The 22858-nt window shown below is 47.8% G+C and carries 17 protein-coding genes and 1 pseudogene; 3 read left to right on the forward strand and 15 right to left on the reverse strand.

What is annotated here, in order from left to right; genetic code table 11:
• Nucleotides 1-316, forward strand: a pseudogene (locus tag V6C93_RS27550) (phospholipid carrier-dependent glycosyltransferase); the annotation flags it as partial.
• Between the two features lie 126 nt (nt 317-442).
• Here the strand turns inward: V6C93_RS27550 and V6C93_RS27555 are convergent.
• From V6C93_RS27555 to V6C93_RS27575, 5 genes are all read right to left on the reverse strand, one after another.
• Nucleotides 443-2170 carry a succinate dehydrogenase/fumarate reductase flavoprotein subunit gene (locus V6C93_RS27555; RefSeq protein ID WP_333479866.1) on the reverse strand — a complete coding sequence of 576 codons (1728 nt, stop codon included), beginning with the start codon at nt 2168-2170 and terminating at the stop codon, nt 443-445.
• A gap of 135 nt (nt 2171-2305) precedes the next feature.
• Nucleotides 2306-2617 carry a hypothetical protein gene (locus V6C93_RS27560; RefSeq protein WP_333479867.1) on the reverse strand — a complete coding sequence of 104 codons (312 nt, stop codon included), beginning with the start codon at nt 2615-2617 and terminating at the stop codon, nt 2306-2308.
• A gap of 231 nt (nt 2618-2848) precedes the next feature.
• The gene (locus V6C93_RS27565; protein ID WP_333479868.1) at nt 2849-3082 is read right to left on the reverse strand and encodes a hypothetical protein; all 234 of its coding nucleotides are present in this window, start codon (nt 3080-3082) and stop codon (nt 2849-2851) included.
• A 169-nt stretch (nt 3083-3251) separates the two neighbouring features.
• Nucleotides 3252-5003 (reverse strand): HEAT repeat domain-containing protein, encoded by a 1752-nt coding sequence (locus V6C93_RS27570; protein ID WP_333479869.1) that lies wholly within the window; start codon nt 5001-5003, stop codon nt 3252-3254.
• Nucleotides 5004-5246: 243 nt separating this feature from the next.
• A complete protein-coding gene (locus tag V6C93_RS27575) occupies nt 5247-7187 on the reverse strand; it encodes an ABC transporter ATP-binding protein (protein ID WP_333479870.1) in 1941 nt (646 codons plus the stop codon).
• Nucleotides 7188-7284: 97 nt separating this feature from the next.
• On the opposite strand from V6C93_RS27575, the gene V6C93_RS27580 reads away from it, so the two are divergent.
• The gene (locus tag V6C93_RS27580; protein WP_333479871.1) at nt 7285-7914 is read left to right on the forward strand and encodes a GNAT family N-acetyltransferase; all 630 of its coding nucleotides are present in this window, start codon (nt 7285-7287) and stop codon (nt 7912-7914) included.
• A 198-nt stretch (nt 7915-8112) separates the two neighbouring features.
• Nucleotides 8113-8340 carry a DUF167 domain-containing protein gene (locus V6C93_RS27585; RefSeq protein WP_333479872.1) on the forward strand — a complete coding sequence of 76 codons (228 nt, stop codon included), beginning with the start codon at nt 8113-8115 and terminating at the stop codon, nt 8338-8340.
• Nucleotides 8341-8808: 468 nt separating this feature from the next.
• Here the strand turns inward: V6C93_RS27585 and V6C93_RS27590 are convergent, their stop codons facing one another.
• From V6C93_RS27590 to V6C93_RS27635, 10 genes are all read right to left on the reverse strand, one after another.
• Nucleotides 8809-10044 carry a glycosyltransferase family 4 protein gene (locus tag V6C93_RS27590; protein ID WP_333479873.1) on the reverse strand — a complete coding sequence of 412 codons (1236 nt, stop codon included), beginning with the start codon at nt 10042-10044 and terminating at the stop codon, nt 8809-8811.
• Between the two features lie 540 nt (nt 10045-10584).
• The gene (gene pyk / locus V6C93_RS27595) at nt 10585-12366 is read right to left on the reverse strand and encodes a pyruvate kinase (protein ID WP_333479874.1); all 1782 of its coding nucleotides are present in this window, start codon (nt 12364-12366) and stop codon (nt 10585-10587) included.
• 310 nt (nt 12367-12676) lie between these two features.
• The gene (locus V6C93_RS27600; RefSeq protein ID WP_333479875.1) at nt 12677-12823 is read right to left on the reverse strand and encodes a hypothetical protein; all 147 of its coding nucleotides are present in this window, start codon (nt 12821-12823) and stop codon (nt 12677-12679) included.
• 184 nt (nt 12824-13007) lie between these two features.
• Entirely contained in the window at nt 13008-13724 is a 717-nt protein-coding gene (locus V6C93_RS27605) for an acyltransferase (RefSeq protein WP_333479876.1), read from the reverse strand.
• Between the two features lie 476 nt (nt 13725-14200).
• Entirely contained in the window at nt 14201-15523 is a 1323-nt protein-coding gene (locus tag V6C93_RS27610) for a pentapeptide repeat-containing protein (protein ID WP_333479877.1), read from the reverse strand.
• A gap of 28 nt (nt 15524-15551) precedes the next feature.
• Nucleotides 15552-16928 (reverse strand): PQQ-dependent sugar dehydrogenase, encoded by a 1377-nt coding sequence (locus V6C93_RS27615; RefSeq protein ID WP_333479878.1) that lies wholly within the window; start codon nt 16926-16928, stop codon nt 15552-15554.
• Nucleotides 16929-16957: 29 nt separating this feature from the next.
• Nucleotides 16958-17113 (reverse strand): hypothetical protein, encoded by a 156-nt coding sequence (locus V6C93_RS27620; protein ID WP_333479879.1) that lies wholly within the window; start codon nt 17111-17113, stop codon nt 16958-16960.
• Nucleotides 17114-17125: 12 nt separating this feature from the next.
• Nucleotides 17126-19228 (reverse strand): serine/threonine-protein kinase, encoded by a 2103-nt coding sequence (locus V6C93_RS27625; RefSeq protein WP_333479880.1) that lies wholly within the window; start codon nt 19226-19228, stop codon nt 17126-17128.
• A 195-nt stretch (nt 19229-19423) separates the two neighbouring features.
• A complete protein-coding gene (locus tag V6C93_RS27630; protein ID WP_333479881.1) occupies nt 19424-21298 on the reverse strand; it encodes a serine/threonine-protein kinase in 1875 nt (624 codons plus the stop codon).
• Nucleotides 21299-21588: 290 nt separating this feature from the next.
• Nucleotides 21589-22858: tetratricopeptide repeat protein (locus V6C93_RS27635; protein ID WP_333479882.1), on the reverse strand; the 1270-nt coding region annotated here is incomplete at its 5' end.

A 22858-nucleotide genomic window follows, 5' to 3' on the forward strand; every position in this document is an offset into this window, starting at 1 on the left:
TTCTAAATCTTGGTTATGGGAATTGAATGAAGCGTTTCCAGTCAAGCCAGTGGCGGCTTTAATTCAATCACATACTCCGCCTGATGCGGTAGTTTATATGTCGTTTGCTTATGGGCGTCCGAGTTTGAATTTTTATAGCGATCGCCAAGTTATTCCTGCTGATGCTACTACTTTGCAACAGTTGTGGTCTACGAAACCTTACTTGTTATTGGATCGAGCAGCGTTAGCGGCTTTGCAGTTAATGGATAGTGTTTCTCTCGGTACGGCAGAAGGCTTTACTCTGGTTGCGCCAAAATCGCCAGCTCTTCGCCCTTAGTAAAGAAGGGGGAATTAAGTAATTGCCAAGTCTGTTTTTAACGAACCACAGAGGCACAGAGAACACAGAGAAAGGAAGAGGAGAGTTTGAGAGAAAGATAATATTTTTGTCCTCTCCCCCTCGTGTTTAATACTTCCGCTCTTTCGGCTCAAACATCGTAATTTTTACGGGTAAATAGTTTAAATCAATGCCAGCGGGGGAATAAAATGCCATTGTATGTTTGAGGAAATTGGTATCATCACGCTCGGTATAATCCTCGCGACAGTGAGCACCCCGACTTTCTTTCCGGTTGAGGGCAGAGGTTAGGATAATTTCTCCAACTACCATTAAACTCCGAAGTTCCAAGGCTTCAATCAGTTCTGTATTCCAAGTGGTACCTTTGTCGTCCAAGTAAATTTTCTGATACTGCTGTTGCAGCTGTTTGAGCTGATTTAATCCCTCTTGCATTAACTCTTCGGTGCGAAAAACACCGCAATGTTGAGTCATGCAGTCTTGAAAGTCTTGACGCAATTTCCCAATCCGGATGGTTCCCGATTGGTTCATCAGGGTGTTGATTTGTTCTTGGGTGGAACTGAGGTAGGATTGCTCGCGGAGGTCTGGTAATTTGCGGTCTTTGATGTAACGTGCGATCGCAGCCCCCGTTCTCCTGCCATAAACGATACACTCCAACAGCGAATTACTTCCCAGTCGGTTCGCCCCATGCACAGAAACACAAGCCGCTTCTCCAGCGGCAAAGAAGCCCTCAATCAGTCCATCGGGGCCGCTACGCACTTGTCCATCGGTGTTCACCGGTATCCCACCCATTGAATAGTGAACCGTCGGTCGCACGGGGATTGGCTCATGGACAGCATCAATCCCTAACAAGCGGTGAGCTTCCTCCCAACAGAAGGGAATCCGGCTCATAATCTTCTCTCTGCCCATGTGGCGCAGGTCAAGGTAGATAAAGGGGCCGCCTGCACTGCCATCGGGATGAATCCCCCGTCCTGCCCGAATTTCCCGGACGATCGCTCTGGACGTAATATCGCGAGGAGCGAGTTCCATCCGGCTGGGGGCGTAGGTTGCCATAAAGCGATCGCCATTGGCATTAATCAAATACGCTCCCTCACCGCGTACTGCTTCAGACAGCAAGACACCGACCGGATACATCCCCGTAGGGTGAAACTGCACAAATTCCATATCCTCTAGCGGCACACCCGCGAAGGCAGACATGGCAAGACCATCACCGGTAGAAGCATAATCATTGGACGTTGTATTATAGACGCGCCCATAACCCCCTGTGGCAAACATCACCGCCTTTGCTCGTACCACTTGCAGCTGACTGTCCCGGATGTGGAACATCACCACTCCTTTGGCTTGCCCCTCCTCCACAATCAGCTGCATCACGTACCACTCATCGTAGAGCCGCACCCCATTACGCTTCAGGTTGTTGACCAATTCGTGGAGAATGGCGTGACCGGTTTTATCTGCCGCATAGCAGGTGCGTCGGTTGGAATGTCCGCCAAACGCCCGCTGAGCAATCCGACCATCGGGCAAGCGAGAAAACAGAACCCCCATGTGTTCCAGGTCAATCACAACCTCTGGAGCCTCGCGGGTGAGAATTTCTACAGCATCTTGGTCGGCTAGGTAATCAGAACCCTTAACAGTATCAAAGGCATGGGCTTCCCAAGTATCTTCAGCATCCACATTTTTCAGCGTGGCAGCCATGCCTCCCTGTGCGGCGACGGAGTGAGAACGAATGGGATGGGTTTTGGCAACGAGGGCGACATCCAAATTCGGGTCAGTCCGTTTAATCTCTAAAGCGGCGCGACATCCAGCTAATCCGCCCCCCACAATAATGACATCGTGTTCTAGCATCTGTATTTTTAGTCAACGTTACTTAGCAAAATTTTTTGAGCAATTAAAGCTTGTACACCAAAAAACTCCCCACCCAAAGGCGGGGAACGTTTGATTTTTTATCGGTTACTACTGACTGATGATAATAACGATTTTTTAACGCGTTGCTTCAAGAGGTCTCTGGTTCGGTGTGTTGCCACGAACGGTCTCAGTCGTTTGGCCTTCCGACATCGGTAGAAACTCAATATGGTTGAGCAGAGTCGTCACGAAGGCAAACAGCAAGAAGGGCAAAGACAATACCAAGATTAACCCAACAGTGGCTAAAGCGTATATTTGGCGATCAGCACTCCACAGTGCTAGCGCAGAAGCAAGGCTGAGGAAAATCACAATTAACCAAATGATGATTTGTCCATAAATGTCGCCAAAGCTCAAGGTGCAGATCATGCGATACTTGCCGAATTTATCCATGTGATCCCTCGAAATATTTCTTTAAAATTTAAGGATAATCCCCTCACTCACAATTGGGTCATTTCTCAATATATTTTTAAAGATACTCTGGAAATTCATGGCTCCCTCACTTTACAAATCTTGACCTATCCAGGCTTGAATCCTTCGCGTTAATTGCAACGGAACAAAAGCATATTTTTAAGTAAATATTCCTAGTTTTTCAATTTTCACGGCTTGCAGCAGATCGCCTGTTCAAGCAAACAGAAGGGACTGTGGCAGGGAGTCAAATAACCAGAGAATCAGTCGATGGGCTTCTAATTCAGCCTCTAAGGAGCTAATTTCTGCCTCAAGTAAAGAGATAGTATCCGCCAGAATTTTTGTATCTACCCTGGATGAAGGGTTGGCTATTGCTTTTTTGTACGTTTTTAGTTCGGCATAAAGTCGCAAAATCTGTGAATTCAATTCTTGCTCTTCAGTTTTTTTCATTTTCAGCTCACCATTACTCGATTGACTTCTGTTCTTAGTGTCGAAGCCTGATGAGTGCGTGAGCGTTTGCGTAACGTTGACGCAAGTGTATAAGTTCACGGGGGTTGAGGGGCGCTCCCCGCCTCATGCTGAGTCGGGGGACTGCTGGGAGCAAGAAGAGAAACACCAACTACGGCGTAACACCTCGGAGCGTAGTGAGCGCATTGCGGACGCGCTCAATTGGTTCACGGTTAAATCGAGCCTTGGGAGCCTGCATGATATTCAGAACTTTGGTGAATTCAGCGATCGCTTGTTGGCGTTGGTTAGCGGAAAGACTGCCATTCTGCCAAGCGACAGCCGTATCCCGCGCAATTTGCCCCAGAATTGTCGCTGCATACCCTGGCGAGTCTTTCTTGTTGCTTACAAGCATTGCCCGGAGTTTGGGTACCAGATCCAACGCGGCTGCCCCAAACTTCCCAATCCCAATAATTGCGCCATTGCGCTCGTTATCATCGGTAGACTCTAATCGCGCTTTGTAGTAGGGCAAGATATAAGGCATGGACTGTGAACCATAACCCTCCAACTGTGACAGTGCCTCCCGCTGAATTGATGAATTGGGGTACTGCACCAATCGCCCGACAACAGGCAAGCCTTGAGTCTGTCCCAACCTGAGTAATGCCCACCCAGTTGCAAGCTGCATCCAAGGATTATTCTCTTTGAGGGCAGTAGTCAAGGCAGGAATGGCGCTGCGATCACCAAGCTTGCCCAGGGCAATAGCGGCATTGACTCGCACCAGTTGGTCAGGGTTATCAGGATCTGGGGGATATTGGTCTGTCCCTGGAAAGAACGATGGCAAAGGGCGCAACCGTGGCAAAGAGGGTATACTCAAGCCGTATCGATTCGAGGTGGGTGGCACATAACGCCCTGTATCCTCCAGTAGTGCAACCAAGTCAGGAACCGCAGATTGAGCCGCCCCTCCTAAATTGCCCAGCAGTTTCGCCGCTTCCAAGCGAACAATGGGCTCTGATGCTTTTAACGCTTGGACTAATCCTGGTAATGCCCCTGTCCCTAGCAACTCTAAGGCTTCGCTTGCGGCATTACGAACCGTGTAATCCTCATCTTTAAGTACACTGAGCAATGAGACCGTCGTGCTAGCATTAGCTTCCGCTCCCAAGACCTTACGCAGGAGTGAGCGCGAGTCTCGAAAAACTTCCGCTGCACTACGACGCAGGTTAGGGTCAGGGTGCTGTAAGGCTTCTAACCAGTGAGGCAGTAGGGGTATAGAGGCTCCGATTTCGGAGAGCGCCCATGTAGCATGTAGCTTCACCCAAGGATCGGGGTCTTGCAAGGCTTGGGTTAGGGGTGGTGTGGCTAATGTTCTAGCGGGTAAACCAATTTTTCCGAGCGCTATGATCGCTGTAATCCGCAGCAGATTTTCCGGGTTTTCGGGAGGGGTAGGTGGGATGCGCCGTTCTAGACCATTTGCGGGGCTGGGAAGGAGAGAGATGGTTGTGGTTGGAGATGAATATGGTAAAACTAGACGCGACTCTGGCACGATCGCTCTTCGCCCATCGTTCATCATCTCAATCAATCCAGGAATGGCTGGGACGGCGGCATCAGTGAGATTTCCCAGCACCTCTGCCACGCCACTTTTGACCAGTGGATCGGGGTCGTCCATCGCTCTAACCAGAGCTGGCACAATATTTTGTTCGGTGTCGCTAAGTTGTTGAATAATTTTCCCACGCTCTTCAACATCGGCAGTGCGAAGTTGTTCTACTAACTCGGCAACGACGATTGGTTTGGCAGTCTCCCGCTCCCCCAGCCTAGATGGCACGGCTGAAGGCAAGCTCAACGTTTCCCTTTGAGCTGAACAAGGCATCTCGTCAGCAAGGAAAGTCAGGATTGTTAACAGGCTCACAGCAAAGCATATTCGAGAACTCATAAGATTCTAGAACTGATTTTCATCCATTCGTTGTGAGCTTCCGCTCATGGTGTCTCTTGCAAAAGTCGAATTTACCCCCCTTAGTACCTCCTTATCAAGGGGGGAAACTAACTCCCTCCCCTTAAGCGGAAGTTGCCCCCGCCTGGGGACAACTTCCGCTTAGTGAGGACACCACCAAGGGCGATCGCTGCCCTGGTGAACCCACTGATCACAAACTTTCTCTCCCCCTGGCTCCTTTAACGTTCAAGCGCCCAACATCTGCAACTGGTATAAACTTGCGTACAATCCATTCTGCTGCAACAGTTCCTCGTGACTGCCCGACTCAATCAACTCTCCTCGTTTTAGGACTAGAATTCGGTCTACATAGCGAATCGTTGATAGGCGATGTGCAATGATAATCGCGGTGCGCTCTTCCAACAACCGATCTAAGGCTTGTTGAATCAGCGCTTCTGTACCCACATCCAAACTTGCCGTTGCCTCATCTAGCACCAGGATACTCGGGTCACGAATCGCCGCACGAGCAAACGCTAACAATTGCTTTTGACCACCAGAAAGATTGGTGCCCCGTTCTCGCAGTTGCGTGTCGTAGCCTTGGGGTAGCTGTTCAATGAAATTTGCAACATTGGTCACCCTAGCAGCCGCTTGAACTTGCTCAATCGAGTAAGTTTCCCCTAGGGTGATGTTACTCTTTACGTCTCCGGCAAAGAGAAATCCCTCCTGAAGGATGACACCGATGTAACGCCGTAGTTCTGCCTGGGATATATCGCGAATATCAATGCCATCAACCAGAATTCGTCCTTTCGTGGGTTCGTAGAGGCGGCACAGAAGACGAATAATCGAACTCTTTCCGGCACCCGTAGGTCCAACTAAGGCAACTTTTTCACCGGGACGAATGGTAAAGTGCAGGTCTTTCAGGACGTATTCGTCTTGTTTGTAGGCAAACCAGACGTGTTCAAAGCGGATTTCCCCAGAAAGGGTTAAAGGTTGAAAGTTAGTAGGTTGCAGGTTAGAGGGGTTCGGGTACTGCAAAGCAGAACTTGAAGGGTAGAGAACGTTATCTTCCGAACTTTCAACGCTCAACCTTCCAACATTCAACCCTTGTGGTAGCCTTTGAACCTGCAATCCTTCGGGGTCACGGATTTCAATGGGCTCATTCATGATATCGCTGATCCGCTCAACTGCCGTGAATCCGGCTTGGAGCATGGTGAATTTTTCGGCAAACCGACGCAAGGGGTCAAACAGACGTTGCGCGTAGAGGATAAAGGCTGACAATGCACCAAAACTTAGAGTTTCTCGCAGGACGAGCCAACCCCCTAACCACAGCACTCCTGCGATCGCAATAAAGCTAATCCACTCTAGTGTTGCTGAAACCGCTGAATCATGAAAGATGGTTTTGTCTACTTCTTTGATGTAGCGATTATTCACCTCACGAAACACCTCGGCATTGAATTGTTCCCGGCGGAACAACTGCACAATATTAATACCACTGATGTTTTCTTGCAGCATGGAGTTGAGCGCCGAAAGTTCTTCTCTGGCTTTGTAGTTGGCTTTGCGATACTCCTGCTGGAAGTAAATAATTAAACCCGTGACGGGTACGAGCATTAATACGAGCATCAAGGCTAGTTGCCATTGGAGAAAGAACATGGTGATGGCAATCACCAGGATGGAGAGGACATCCCCGATAATCCCGATCGCACCCGTAGAAAACACGTCTCCTAAGGCTTCCACATCGCTGGTGAGTCGGGTAATTAACCGCCCGACGGGAGTTCGGTCAAAAAAACGCACAGCCAAGGCGGTGACGTGGTCAAACAAATCGTCGCGAATCCAAGCGGTCATCTGTTGCCCTAACTTCACCACGAGGAATCCCTGAACCGCCACGAACACCAGCCGGATGACAATGGTGAGAAGCAGTAGACCAATAAGAATGCTGAGTCCCTCGGATAGCGATCGCTCTTTCAGAAAAGACCAGGTTTCATCTTCAGAACGAATCAAGGAGATAGCCTGCCCGATGATTAAGGGTTGAACGGCACTTGCGATCGACAACGGCAGCAATAACATCATGGAAACAAATAACAGGCGTCCCGTGCGACGGGCATAAGGCACCAGCCGCAGAAAGAGTCGCCAGTCGTTCTCGCGGGGGCGCTGATTTTGATTCGCCTGCGAGATCGGTGAGGAGTGAGTCATCTAAAACCTAAGTCGTAATTTCTGTAACAAAAGAACCGAAAAGTACAAAAAAAAGCACAAGCTTTAATAATCTAGCTTAGGAGATTACGCCGTCATCATGCGTGAGACAGAAGCATTACGACTGCAATTTCGGCAGTTCGTGGCGAATGAAATAGAAACACCCCATCTGCAACTTAGACAGTTCACACCCAATGATGCAAAAGAGCTGTATCGCATCTACTCTCATCCCGATTCATTTAAATATATGTCGAATGAAAAGCCCTTACCCTGGGAACAGACTAGGGCGCTTATCTACTCCTTCACGGAACATTGGAGAAAGCATAATTTCGGAGTGTGGGCTATCGTTTACAAGCATAATCAAAAACTCATTGGTCATTGTGGATTTAAATTCCTCGCCAATACAACCGAAATTCAAATCGGTTATTTGCTGTTTAAGTCCTACTGGGGCAGAGGTTTAGCCACAGAAGCTGCCTCAGCTGCCCTAAAGTATGGGTTTGAGGTGGCACAGCTGAACAGGATTGTTGCGATCGCCAAACCAGAAAACATCGCTTCCCGTCGGGTGATGGAAAAAATAGGAATGAAATACGAGAAGGATGCGTACTACTACGACAACGATGTCGTGTACTATTCTCTCTCGCGGGACGCATACCAGTTAGAGAGTATGCGCTTAAAGTTCGCAACTAAGAGAGCAAAATTGTCTTTCCCTATCCCCTATTTCTATGCTTAGGTTGAATAATTGGTTGAGAAGGGGTTTAGGTCTATTTACTTTTAAGTCAGCGCTTGCGCTTACCTCTTGACCCACCAGGCTTTTAAATCCTGGCTCATAGCTCAAGTCCTCTGGTACAGGACTATCATAATTAACCTAGAAGGCTCGCAGTCCGCTTTCATTTTAATTTCCAGCACGACAAGGGAAAATCTGAACTCAATGCAAAAACAAATTAAAGTTAAACCTAATTCCAAAAAAAAAGCAATAGAAGAATCCTCAGATGGGAGCCTTACAGTACATTTGAAGTCTTCCCCGGTGGATGGTAAAGCTAATAAAGAGTTAATTGAACTGCTAGCCAATAAGTTTGATGTATCTAAGTCACAAATCCGAATAAAATCAGGTTTATCGTCAAGAACGAAGTGGGTTGAAATTGATATCGATTCTTAGGCGATCTCTGTTGGTGGTGCATCAACCGGGCAATCGTAAAATATCTCAGTTATATTGCATCCGTTGGCATTGGAATATTAGATTTTTTAACGCAGAGGTGGCAAAGGGTCACGCAGAGGGGCACAGAGTTTTTGCACACCAATCTCAGTTTTATAAATGTCATCAGTAATGCAATTGATGCTTTGGATGAGGCAATCGAGAAACAAAGATATTTGACCCATTTTTTACAACAAAACCTGTGGGGAGTGGCACAGGTTTGGGGCGATGGATTAGCTACCAGATTGTAGTGGATAGACATCGGAGGCAGTTGATGTGTTATTCAATCCCTGGTGTTTGAACAGAGTTTGCGATCGAGCTACCCATCGCTCAGAGCGCAATGTCTCACTAACTGAGATGGGTTGTGTAATCTTGTGCACAGTAATGGCACAGATTGTGGCTCCTGCTTACCTAAATCACTCTCAGGCTTTGTTAGCCAAGGGATCGCTCTACCTTCAGGTCTTTCTCTAACTCTCGGCTTTCTTGAAGGGACACGAGTATAGATTTAAGCGTCCCGCCCCACCCCTTGGAGTGGTCATAAAATTGCTCTTGCAACCCCAGGCAACTTTGGCGCTTTTGTTCGTAGAATTGGCGATCGTCACACAACTTGAGCAGAGCGTTGGAGTACCCCATGATGTCATCGGGAGGAACTTCCACCACAGCATCTCGGACATAGGGTAGTGCTGGGCAAACTGCTGAGGTAACCACAGGACGACAGGACAAGATGCCTTCAGCTACAACCTTGTTAAATCCTTCTGCAAACCCCGTTCTGGTCGGCACAATGACAGCGTGAGAGCGGTTAAACATCCGACGCATTTTTTGTTTATTGCAGTGACCGTGGCATACAAAACGAGCATCCACTCCTGCAAGCTTTGCAGCATGACGTAAGGATTCCAGCATCGATCCGTTTCCGCAAAGATCGAACGTAATGTCATTTCTGCCCAACGTCGCAAAATGCTTAGCCATTTCTAGAAGATCGAAAACCCCCTTCTCTTGCTCGATTCGACCTACATACAGCACCCGAAAGGGTGAATGTCTCTCGGAAGGTGGAGCTATTTCTGCAAACTCTTCTCGGCGGTAGATGGGACTAAATCTCCGAACCCGTCGAGGCTTATTTCCCACCAATTGCGCTACCTGATCAGATATTTCGTCCGAAACGGTCAAGACGGCGGCGCAGTCGCGATTAAAGAATTGACGGCTGAGTTTTAAAATTAAACTTTGTATTTTACTAGGCGGAACATACTTACGCCATAATCCGCAGTGTATTGATGGGATTACTTGCACTCCCAACCAAGAGAGTAGCGACAAGACAAACCAGTGCGTTGTGCCATCAACCACTACAGCAACGTTGGCACGAAAGCGGATGGCAGAGGCAATTAACCGCAATCCATTCCACACTTGACCCAAGTGGTAGAACAACGCGGAGGACGATTGAAAAGGAATTGGACGGTGCTGAATCTTGAATTGACCGTCATAAAAAAATTTCCTCTTTTCAGAAGAGGAAATCACGTAAGATTCTGCCTCCAAATCCCGACAAACTTCATAGAACTGACTGGAATAAGTGATTGAAACCTGTGATGGATCATCTTGCCCTGTCACCCAATATTGATATGTTCCCACTACATCTCCAGGTCCGGCAGCGTATAGAATGCGAAGTCTTTTAGTCATTGGTTTAGTCATTATATTTCTGAATTTTTAGTTCTCTGACAGAACTAAATTTTGACTTCTTACTTCAGTAGCGCACCATATATTTCTAATGAAAACTCTAGCCTTGAATAGAATTTGCCTGAGTTTCTCCTATTCCACCCTGACAACTGTCACAGCGACTAATTATCTAAAATAGGCTGTGTAGAAAAAAAGAATTGAGATAGTTCAGAGATTGTATGAAACTGTTCTTTTCACTCTAAGAAGGTCAATATCTCAATAATTTAAACCCTCTTATCTGCGTGCTATCGACACTTCATTAATTGACTTACAATAATAGAATCCCATAATAAGCTAAACAAAAGTTCTCCCTGAAGAGTGAACTTCCGCTTATCAAGCTATGACCTAAGGATAGATGCCGAATTATATTTGATAATTCTATCAATTAGGATTAATTAGTAGAAAAGGGCACGACAATGTCGTGCCCTTTTCGTGGATATTCCATGCAATTACATAGTGATGAGGACTGGCTCAAACTGGGGGGATTTTCGTTTAAGCCAAGCCCTAGACCATCAGCATCCCACTAGCAGGGCTTGCGCCCATAGCACCGGAATAAACTAATCCTCGTGGGGTATCTATCGTCAAAATTGCCCCATCTCGAATGAGTTTCGTGGCATTTTTAACGCCCACAATGACCGGCACACCCAAACGCATACCAATCACCGCCGCATGACTGGTTAAACTCCCTTCCTCTGTAATAATTCCCGCTGCCTTGCGGATGGCTTCGACAAAATCAGCATTCGTTGATGGTGCCACGAGAATTTCTCCTGGGTTAAAGTTCCCAATGTCCATAGCGCTGTGTGCAACGCGGGCGAGTCCGCTTACAGAACCCTGACCTATACCAATTCCCTGGCCGAGAACGGCGGTCACAACTTCGACTTTAATCAAATCAGTTGACCCCGGAACGCCTTGGAGTGTTCCCGCCGTCATCACCACTAAATCACCTTCTGCCAAAAGGTTCTTTTCTTGAGCAACATTGATTGCCGCTTGGAAGGTCTGACCGGTTGAGGGTAAATCCAGCACCAATAAGGGTCTGACGCCCCACACGAGTTGAAGCTGCCGCGCTACATCCACATGGGGGGTGACGGCTAAAATCGGTGTCGAGGGTCGGAACTTGGAGACGTTGCGTGCTGTTGACCCAGTCTTCGTCATGGTCATAATCGCTGCCGCCTGCAACTGCTCAGCAATTTGACCAACGGCTTGAGAAATCGCGTTGGGAATTGATCGCTTCGTTTCTTTGATATTGCTAGCAATTTGTTCTTGCTCAATCCGCACGGCAATCCGCGCCATTGTCTCCACCGCTTCAATGGGGTATTTCCCGACAGCCGCTTCATTGGAGAGCATCACAGCATCGGTGCCATCCAGGATAGCATTAGCGACATCGGAAATCTCAGCACGGGTAGGTCGAGGCGAGTTCACCATGCTATCCAACATCTGGGTGGCAGTAATTACCGGAATTCCCAGCCGATTAGCGGTGGCAATCAGCCGCTTTTGCAAAATAGGCACATCCTCTGCTGGCAGTTCAACGCCCAAGTCGCCTCTGGCCACCATGACGCCATCCGAGAGGGAGAGAATGGCCTCCATTTGCTCAATAGCTTCGTGCTTTTCAATCTTGACAATGACGGGTGTTTGCTTACCTGCACTGGCAATCAGTTCTTTAATCTCCAGCACGTCTTGGGGGTTCCGCACAAAGCTGAGAGCAACCCAATCTACCCCTTGATCGAGACCGAACATTAAATCTTGTCGGTCTTTATCGGTCATTGCCTTAATTGAGAGGTATACGCCAGGGAAGTTGACGCCTTTGTTATTGGAGAGGGGGCCGCCGACGACAACGCGACAGTGCAGGGCACGGTTTTTTCGGTCTACTTCTTCGACTCGCATCTCGACCCTGCCATCGTCTAGGAGAATGTTTGCCCCGCATGGGACTTCGTCGGCGAGGGGTTCGTAGGTAACCGAACTGATTTCCTGGCAACCTGGGACAGGAAGGCTGGTTAAGGTAAAGCGATCGCCTTTGTTGAGGACAATCGAACCGTTCTCAAACCGCCCTAGCCGAATTTTGGGGCCTTGTAAATCTTGTAAAATCCCGACGGGCTGATTCAGTTCAAAGGCGGTTTGGCGAATCAAACGAATACTGCGCTGGTGATCTTCATGAGTGCCATGAGAAAAGTTGAGTCGCAGTGTGGTGGCACCAGCTTTAATCATCGCCTTAAGCACATCAGGTTGATTGGAGGCGGGGCCAATCGTGGCAACAATTTTTGTCCGACGCAAGGAATTTCGCAGTTGCATAGAATGGAGATGCGATGGGTGAGCATGGGAAAATGACCGGGACACGCACAATGGGACAGCTCGTGCGAGGGGTCAGCTGGCGTCAAGATGATAGAGGAAGACGCTTGGCTATAGTCTCACAGATTTTCCCTTGTCGCTATTAACGGCCAAACTCTACTCCCTTCTTCTCGTTGTGGATTGCGCAATCCGGCACTTTCCCTGGTTTTGGTTTGTAAGGAGTGTATGAAGCTCAGGAGGCGAACGTGCAGTAGCAGATGTGTGCCCAAATTTTAGCCAGAGATTTTCACCCACAGCATAGTTAACTGTGGCGTTATTGGCAAGTAGTACGCATCTCGAAGGGGTCAAGGACTAGACGATTCCAAAATTGGCCTCTGTTCGAGGTTTCGCGATCGCAAGTTCCTGTTACTGTCGATGGACTTGCGATCGCGGTTTTTCTGAGTCTCAATATTGATGGCATGAGTTGCGAGGATAACCCAACGTAACTCAGAGCAACGAAGAACTGTCTGACCCCGAAAGCTCCTAAATTTATTTATAGTTGATTGATTGACTCCCTTCGCGCTAAAAGATTCTTTAAATTCTCTTCATTGATAGAATCGCTAATCTTAAAGTGGGAAGGGAGTAAACAGAGCAAGCCACTACAGCTAGCCCTGTCGTTGACCGACTACCTTAGCAGGTACACCAACTGCGATCGAGTAAGGGGGAATATCTTTGGTGACAACGGCACCAGCTCCAATCACACTGCCCTTACCAACGGTGACTCCATCTACAACGACCACCCCAAAAGCCAGCCAGCAATCATCCTCAATCACAATTCCCTTTGCTGTGTGCCCTTGGATATTGATTGACCGTGTCGCGTCCCCAAAGATGTGATTAACAGCAATGATGCCCACACGCGGCCCAATCAAACAGTCCTGACCAATTTTGATGTTACCCGGACCATTAATCCAGACATCAGAGTTCATGAATGTACGATCCCCAACTTCAATCTTAGAATTTTCAAGACCTACAAGCCTAACGCCCCTACCGAGGGTAACCCCAGAGCCAAGAATAATTCTATTGTTAGGACCTTTTGCCTCTAGACAAACGTTACGGGGAAGACAAACATTATTGCCAATTTCAATATTAGAAAGCCCGGATAATTCAGCACCATTTTCAATGTATACAGAGTGACCAATGCGTGCGAGAACAGTTCCGTACAAAAAGCTCCGCAACTTAACACCGACTGAGCGGGCTGGCACTAATCCCACTAATATGTTTACTAAGCTTTCTTTCATGCGCGACCCGAGCGAAAGAGTCGATTGAGACTGTTTAATAGCCTCCGCCGGATTGGTTGTGATTTGGAGATCAGGCTCATTCATTACCATCAAATTGTCCCTCTCTATGGGATACAACTGAGATATAGGGTGGGAAACACCCACCCAAGTCTGGAGATACTTTCCCAACTCTGGTGGTTACTACCCATCCTATGATTATCGACAATTGTGCTTTCATTCAGTTGTATCATAGAAAATTAGAGGGCTGTGTAGAGCCAAGATGGATTCAAACACTCTTCATACAGGGTTAAAAAGAAGGAAATTAAATCAATCCTAAAATTCTCATACTCTAGATAAACAATACTCTCTCAACACAAGCCATTGCATTATTAGCACATCCTCGGTTTAGTTGCCAAGAACTAACTCAATCGTCATCTATTTTTCCCAGGCAACTCATTTGTAGTCAGGGCTTGAGCCCTGACTTGATGCAAGTTGAATGCACCGAGCTTAGAAACTTGCAAGACTTCACTTCTCCTTAAGCTGTATACGAAAGAGTTGCTCTATCAGTGAGAGCGACTTAACTACTTGAGGCCGATCGCATCTTGAATCTTGGCATTACTAAGATTCGCACCAGTTAGATTGGCATTCGCTAGGGTGGCGAGTTCCAAGTCAGCTTGACTGAGGTTAGCATTAGTGAGGTTAGCATCGGTTAAGTTGGCTCCTCTCAAGTCGCACTGAGTCAAATTGCTATAAGTTAAGTTGGCTTTAGTTAACTGGGTACTGATCAGATTGGCCTTTTCCAGGGTCGCACCGACCAATGTCGCATTCGTTAAGTCAGCGGAACGGAGTAAAGCTTGGTGCAGATCAACGCCATTCAAATTCGCTTTGCTGAGGTTAGCACTGAACAGGTAGGAGGAAGGGAGTTTAGCACCTGTAAGTTGAGCCGCCGTGAGGTTAGCACTGGCGAGTTTAGCATTCGTTAAGTCAGCACCCTCCAAGTTCGCCCCACTCAGATTCGCACGACCCAAATCTGCGCCCTTTAACTTGGCTCCCCGCAGGTTACTTCCACTCAGATCAGAACTTCGCAGGGTAGCCGCACTCAAAACCGCATCCTGAAGCTTTGTTCCTTTGAGCTTGGCATGATCTAAGTTAGCTTCACTTAAATTCGCCTGACGCAAGTCAGCCCCACTCAAGTTAACACTATCAGCGCTAATCGTCTGCAAACTTGCTCCACTCATTTGAGCGCCTGCAAGATTAGCGCCACTGAGGGTGGCAATCTGGAGTTGCGCCTCTTTTAAATTTGCCCCGCTTAAATTAGCAGCCCCTAGTTGGCTGCGAGTGAGGTCAGCTTTTTCCAAGTTGGTACTGGAAAGCTGTGCATAACTTAGCTTGGTTTCCCTTAAATTGGCACCCTTCAACTGAACACCTGTGAGGTTCGCACCGACCATGTCAGCGCCCTGAAGGTTAGCATTTTGGAGATTGGTTACTAGTGTTTTCTTGTCCTGCTTCCTCGCGCCCAGTTGTGCTTCTCTCAAGTTTGCACCTACAAGCACAGCTCCAGAGAGTTTAGCCCCAGTCAACTGGACACGGTTCAGCTTAGCGTTGCTCAGGTCAGCACCTTCCAGGTTGGCACCCTCCAGATTAGCACTGCTCAAATCTGCCTTTTGCAGATTGGCCTGGGCTAGCTGAGCATCTCTTAGATCACACTTAGGACAGGAATTTGTTGTTCGTAATTGTTCTAGGTGTTGAGGATTAGCGGCATTCGCAACAGTTACTAATCCTTGGCTGATTAAGCAGGTAGACACCAATAAACCGAAGATATCCAAAGCCTTGACCTTCCTAGCCCCCCCGACAAAAGTGGGAATGATAGAAGAGAGTGGTTTATTGAATAATCGTGTAGGCATCTTCTTCTTATGTTGAACTAACAACTAATCAACCCCGATATTGGATACGATAAATCCGGTTATTGGCTTCTTCCGTCACTAACAAACTACCATCTGGCAAGACCAGTAGCCCAACCGGGCGTCCCCAAGTGGTTGGCTCAGAAGGATTCACCAGAAAACCAGTGAGAAAGTCTTCATAGTAACTTCGAGGTCGTCCTTGGGCGTCGAAGGGGACAAAGACCACTTTGTAACCAGTTCCTTGGTTGCGGTTCCAGGAGCCACGAAAGGCAACAAATGCACCATTGCGATATTTTTCAGGAAAGGTTTGTCCATCGTAAAATTGCAACCCTAATGCCGCCGAGTGAGCCTGGAACAGGACATCGGGAGTCTGCGTTTTAGCCACTAGGTCAGGACGTTTGCTCTTTCCGTTGACTATCTGACGAGGTTCGATGAGATTTGGTGCCAGGTAGGCGTAAGGCCAACCGTAAAATTCGCCTTGGCGGATGCGTGTGAAGTAATCTGGTACGAGGTCATCCCCAATGCCGTCTCGTTCGTTGACGCTGGTGTAGAGTTCGCCAGTGGTGGGGTGAAAGTCAAGTCCGACGGGGTTACGCAAACCGTAGGCGAAGGTTTGTTGGTTGGAACCGTCAAGGTTCATCATCTGCACCGAGGCGCGAGGCAGGGGTTCTTCATCGACGTTGGATTTGGAGCCAATGGTGACATAGAGTTTTGTACCATCCGGTGAGGCAAGTACATTACGTGTCCAGTGCTGGTTGTAGCCACCAGGGGTCAGGTCAGCAATTTTCTGCCCTTTGCCAATTAGCTGCTGTTGACCTTTGGTGTAAGGAAATCGCAGGACAGCACCCGTGTTAGCGAGGAAGAACGAGTCGCCTGCAAAGGTCATACCAAAGGGGATATTGACAGCATTTTCTGCCGTTGCAAAAGCTTTGCGGACATCGGCAACGCCATCACCGTTAGTATCCCGCAAAAGGCGAATGCGGTTTGCCCTTGTTTCTGTCACCAAGACATCACCACTGGGAGTTAAGGTGAGCCAGCGCGGAGCGTCCAAATTATCAGCATAGACATTCACCTGAAAGCCTGAGGGAACCTTCAGTGTTGGGTTTTGCGGTACCGGGATGACGTTGGGTGACTTGGAGGCGCTGTTGGTAGCGAAGGCTTTGGGTAAACTATTAAGTGTGATTTTAATGGGTTGAGGCGTGAGCGTTGAGGTACGCACAGCGTTTTTCGTGGCTACCGCAGCCGCTTGCTTCTGTTGGGTTTGGGTGGTAGCAGCCGGTTGCTCGGCTGTTTGGGTCGATTGTTCTACTTTAGGCGTGGCAGTTTCTTGATTTGAGGTGCCCGGAGAGCTACAAGCAGCGGCTGTAGTTAGGAGCAACATGGGCATCAGGAAACGCAAAGGTTGCATGGCAATTTTATCGACACAAAACTACGGACTTATTTCCAGGGTAGTTGCTGAACTCGGAAAGGGATCAGCTTTGCTGCTGTTTGCGTAGCAGGTGCATAAGGCGTAGGCGATCGCAGGATATAAGGGTTCTCGCTGGTGTCGGGTACAGTTTTAACCTTTCTCCGTAATTTCCCGGAATTAATCATGGAATCTCAGTATTACTTTTGATTGCACTGCCAGACTCTAACGACTTTAGCGTCAGGAGCTTGGTCTATGGCACAACTCGACCCTGTCAAATCACTTCTAGACTGCGTATAGGTAATAGCATTCTGAGCATCTGGCTCGTTTGGCTGACAAGAGCATGTGTAGGATGAGGCTGAGGCCACAGCCTCTTGTTCCTGTTTTGCTCTAGCTTTTTCTTGCCACTTTGCGATCGCGCTGTGAGCCTCCCTAGACACAGGACTATCTGGCGGAACTTGTGCGATCGCTTCTTCTGCTGTCCTGATCGCCGTTTCCATGTCTGTGTCCCCTCTGGTTTGAGCGATATCAGTGGCTTTAGAGAGCAGTGTCCGTGCCTGATGTTCAGCCTGCTGTTTGATTAGCTGCTGCCGTTGCTGTCCTTGCCACTGAGCAATCTCATTCAAAGCTTGTTGGTATACAGAACTTTTGAAGGAAATTTGTTCAGCTAGAGCGATCGCTTTTTGAAAATCCCCCTCACGAGCTTTTTGTCTGGCGTTTTTAAGTTGCCTTAGCCCATTATCGATAAGGGGTTCGGTTGAATCTGATTTCAAAGATGATTTCCCTGTTCTACCTGATTTAGCTGTTGAATCCAAGCTCACTTTTAAGGCATCTTTTTTATCTGAGCCAGGCGTTACATCCAAGTTAGTAATTAATAGGTCTTTTCTATCCGAACTAGGCGTTAAATCAGGCTCAGTTATTAATGTGACGCTTGTAACTAAGTTAGCTGTTGAATCCGAGTTAGTAATTAATGTACCTTTTCTAACTAAGTGAGCCGTTGAATCAGATTTAGCGGTTGATATGTCTGTTGAGTTCGAGTGAACCGTTGAATCAGATTTAGCGGTTGATATGTTTGTTGGCTTCGAGTAAACGGTTGAATCCAACTTAGCGGTTGATGTATTCGTTGAGCCTAAGTTACTAGAGTGCCCTTGCAGGTAAGCGTAACCTCCTCCTACAATCACTAGCGCAGCTACGCCTAATTTCATCAGTAGAGGCAGTCTGTGATTAGAAGTAAAAGAAGGGTTTTTTCGTACTCTTACAGGTCGTAGTGTTTGGTTTTTAGAAGAACTTGAGATTGTGCTTTGTCTTGTCGTTTGGATGGTTGTTGGTTGTGCGGTAGATACAACGGGTTGAAGTAATGTCAGCGCCTGCTGCGTCGGTTTTTGAGTGGGTATGTATTCTTTAACAGTCGCTTGAAGGGTAGTTGTATGGGATAGATTTGGCAATTGCTGTAGGGATTGGAGGACTTCTGCGGCGGATTGGTAGCGGTCTCTGAAGTGGTAGCGCACCATCTTGGTTAAAATTGCCGCGACGCCTGGACTCACCGGTGCCAGGTGTTGCCAAATCAGCTCTCCTGTCTCGTCATCCTCTTCGAGTTGGTAGGGATATACGCCCGTCAACGCTTGAATTGCTACTCTGCCCAAGGCGTAAATGTCACTACTCGGACGTGGCTTGCCCCAATCCTGCTCGGTTGGAGTATAGCCAGGAGTGCCGATGCGGATACTGGTAGCCACGGACTGTTCTTGTCCTACCAGTGGTTGAACCTGCACTTGCTTAATCGCGCCGAAGTCAATCAGGACTAACTTATGGTCTAAGTCACGACGCATAATGTTGTCTGGCTTGATGTCCCGATGAATCACCCCTTGATTGTGTACAAATTCCAAAATCTCCAAGATTTCTACCAGTAGTTGCCTCACCTGATTTTCTGGCAACTGTTGACCCGGTAGCAGTTCTTGAGTCAGAGTATGTCCTTCAATGAATTCTTGCACCAAGTAAAACTCTTGGTCTTCTTCAAAGTAAGCCAATAACTGGGGAATCTGCTCATGATTGCTCAGTTTCACCAGAGTTTCCGCTTCTCTTTGGAACAGTTGTCGTGCTGTTTCGAGAAGGTTAGGGGAGTTACTAGCAGGTTTGAGATGTTTGACCACACAAGTCGGATTGCCGGGGATGTGCGTGTCTTGCGCTACATAGGTTTGACCGAATGCACCAGCTCCTAAGACTCGCAGGATTTGGTAACGTCTGGCTAAGAGCTGACCGATCATGTCTACTATGCCTTTGTATTCCACAGTTGTCTCGTGTTTCACCTATGGATACATTGTGTGGGCAAATCAGACGAAAGTTCCACTTGCAATGGCTACTTTATTAAAATTTTAAAAACCTCTAACTATCAATAGAGATGGGGGAATGGGGACTGAGAAGGCGCGATTTTTATCTCGCAATTTGTGCCTCTATAACTACAACGAAAAAATAAAAAATTATTGATTCGGAAAAACTACTTGCTACTTTTTGTTGCACTTCCAGACTCCAATGACTTTAGCTTCAGGGTCTTCGTTTGCCGAACAACTCGACCCCGTCAAATCGCGGCCTGACTCCTTATCCGTAACAGCCTTCTGAGCCTTTAGATCGTCGGGCTGACAAGAGCAGGTGTAGGATGATTTCACTGCCACGGGTTCCTGTTTTGTCGTAGCCTCTTTTGGCAACTGGGCGATCGCACTTTTATCCTCTATAGGAGTTTTATCCTCTATAGGAGGAGTAGTATTGGGAGGGCTTTTTGCGATCGCTTCTTCTGGTTGGTTGCTTGCCGTTTCAGTCTCTGTGTCCCTTCTTCTTTTAGGAACCTCTGTAGTATGAGCAAGCCGCCTCCTTGCCTGCCGTTCAGACTGCTGGGCTAGCTTCTGCTGTTGTTGTCTTTGCCACTGAGCGATCGCGTTTTGAGCTTGCTGGTATACAGAACTGCTAGGGGAAATTTGTGAAGCTAAAGCGATCGCTCCTTTCAAATCTCCGCTACTCGCTTTTTCTGTTGCGTTTGCCAGAAGGATGGGTTCATACTCCGAAAACGAAGCGGTGGAATCTGAGTTAGGGGTTGAGGTGCCCGTCCCACTCGATTTAGTGGTGGCTCTGGCTGTTCTATCCGATTTAGTGATTGCTGTACCTGCTTTACCCGATTCATCGGTGGAGATATCCGTTGAGTTCGAGCTAGCCGTTGAACCTGATTTAGCTGTAGATATTTCTGTTGGGACTGGGTTACTAGACTGCCAGTGCAGGTACGCATAACCTCCCGCTACACTCAGCAGCATTGCAACGCCGACTTTAATGAGTAGAGGCAAAGCGCTATCAGAACTCGAAGAAAAACGAGTTGTTGGTGTACTAACTTGCTGTAGTCTTCGGTTTCTAGAAGAATTGGAGGTTGTGTTTTGCCTTGCCGCTTGAGCATCTGGAAATGGTTCATGCTCATAATGGGTAACCCTATCTACAACAGTCTTGTCGAGGGGCGATGAAGGATGTTGCAGTTGCTGTAAGGCTTGCAGGGCTTCTGCGGCGGATTGGTAGCGGTCTTTGAAGTGGTAGCGCACCATCTTGGTTAAAATCGCAGCTAATCTTGGACTCACCTGTGCCAGGTGTTGCCAAATCAGCTCTCCTGTTTCGTCATCCTCCAGAATTTGATGCGGATACAAGCCAGTCAGGGCTTGAATGGCTACGATGCCCAAGGCGTAGATATCACTACTCGGACGCGGCTTACCTCGCTCTTGCTCGGTCGGTGCATAGCCAGGAGTGCCGATGCGGGTGCTGGTCGCCACGGACTGTTCTTGTCCTACCATGCTCAGCGAGGGAGTCTGCACTTGCTTAATCGCGCCAAAGTCAATCAGGACTAACTTATCGTCTTTGTGGCGACGCATAATGTTGTCTGGCTTGATGTCCCGATGAATTACCCCTTGGCTGTGTACAAATTCCAAAATCTCCAACACTTCTACCAGCAGTTGCTTCACCTGAGATTCTGGCAACTGTTGACCCGGTAGTAGTTCTTTCGTCAGAGTATGTCCTTCAATGAATTCTTGTACCAAGTAAAACTCTTGGTCTTCTTCAAAGTAAGCCATTAACTGGGGAATCTGCTCGTGCTTACCCAGTTTCACCAGGGTTTCCGCTTCCCTTTGGAACAGCTCTCGTGCTGTTTCTAGAAGTTTCGGGGAGTTACTAGCGGGTTTGAGGTGTTTGACAACACAAGTCGGGTTGCCAGGGATGTGCGTGTCTTGCGCTACATAGGTTTGACCGAATGCACCAGCTCCTAAGACTCGCAGGATTTGGTAACGTTTGGCTAGGAGCTGACCGATCATGTCTACCTCGCCTTTATCTTCCACGGTTTTCTTCAGTGTCACCTACGGCTCCATTGTCTGAGCAAGCCCAATCAAACCGCCACTTAAAACGGCTACTTCATGAAAAATTTAGAAAACTCTGGTGGAAAATTTGGTGAAGCACAGGAGATATGGCAAAAGGCAGAGGGCAAAAGGCAGAAGGTTGATTGTTGGTAGGTGGTCGTTTTAGCCGTTAAATCTGTACGCTGGCAACTGGGTACAGTGTTGCCGCCGCATACTCATCCAGGTATGAGCAAATTTTCGTTCTGCTCACTGTTCACTGCTCACTGTTCACTGCTCACTGCTCACTGATACTAAGTCGAACACTTGTATTGCTCCAGCAGTTGGGGAAGGTAGTCATATCCATCAACGCCGATATTTTTAACGATTTCATCTCGGTGCTGTCCTAATAAATTCTGGAAAGCTTCGGCTCCTAATTGACCCTGCAAAATTGTCAGTAAGCCTGCAGATTGACGCCACTCCTTGCAAGCAATTCGTTCCAAGAAATACATACTTACGCAAGCAATATAGAGAGCTTTGTCCAAGTTTTGCAAGCTATAATACGCTTCAGCTAGGTATGTAAAGTTCAGACCTTGAAGGTATAAATCTCCTGAAAACCTAGCAGCTTCAATTCCCTTTTCTAGGTATTCAATCGCTACTTGGGGTTGTTGCAAAGCAATGTGAGCAAGGCCAAGACTGTTGCAGGCGAGGGCTTGACTCTGACGTGAAGCGAAGCTATCCCACAGGGACGCATCCAATTTTTCCGACAACTGGAAACCTTGTTTTAGATACTCGATCGCCGTTTCATATACCGTCGGTTCCATCTCTTCCCGTTGCTGTGCTTGTAGCACCTCACTATAGCCAAGATTCGCCAGGGCATTCGCTTCTCCTAAGCGATCGCCGACGCTGCGGGATAGAATTAATGCGCGTTGGCTGTAGTTAATCGCTTCAGTATAATTTTTTTGGGCAACGCAGATTCGGCTTTTATGGTTGAGATTGGCAATTTCACAGGGTTGGTCACCGGCTTGGCGGGCAATCTCTAAGGCTTCTTGATGAAATGAATTGGCCCGTTCGTAGTGCCCTAAGACACGCTGAGAATAGCCTAATAGAGTTAGAATGCGAGCCTTTTCTTGAGTTCCTTCTACTTGCTTGAGGGGCTCATCGAGGTAGTTGAGGGTATCTTGTAGATACTCCCCTGAAAATGAGGCAAAAACTCCGCCGTAGAGGGGAAAGTAGGCTCGTTGAGCAAAGGTGCGTAGAATTTGTAACATCATCTGAAAACAGGCTTTGTTTACTTGTTGACGCACACTGCCATTGAGGCTGGAAGCACCATCGCAACCATTGGATAATTGGCACCAGATAATCGCGAACGTCAGATACGTGGAAATAGATGAAGCCGTTCCCCATTTTGAGCTATAAGGTTGTTTTTCAAACCAGGACACCAAGCCTCGTTGCACACATTGGAGAAGAACTGTTAACTCAACCCAAGCTTTCAAATCGGCGTGAGGTTGCTGACTGACTAATGAACTAGCGGATTGGTTGTAAGCGAGTGTCAAAAATAGCTGTTGCGCTAAAGGACTGCTC

The sequence above is a fragment of the Allocoleopsis sp. genome (genome assembly GCF_036703385.1).
GTDB lineage: Bacteria > Cyanobacteriota > Cyanobacteriia > Cyanobacteriales > Coleofasciculaceae > Allocoleopsis.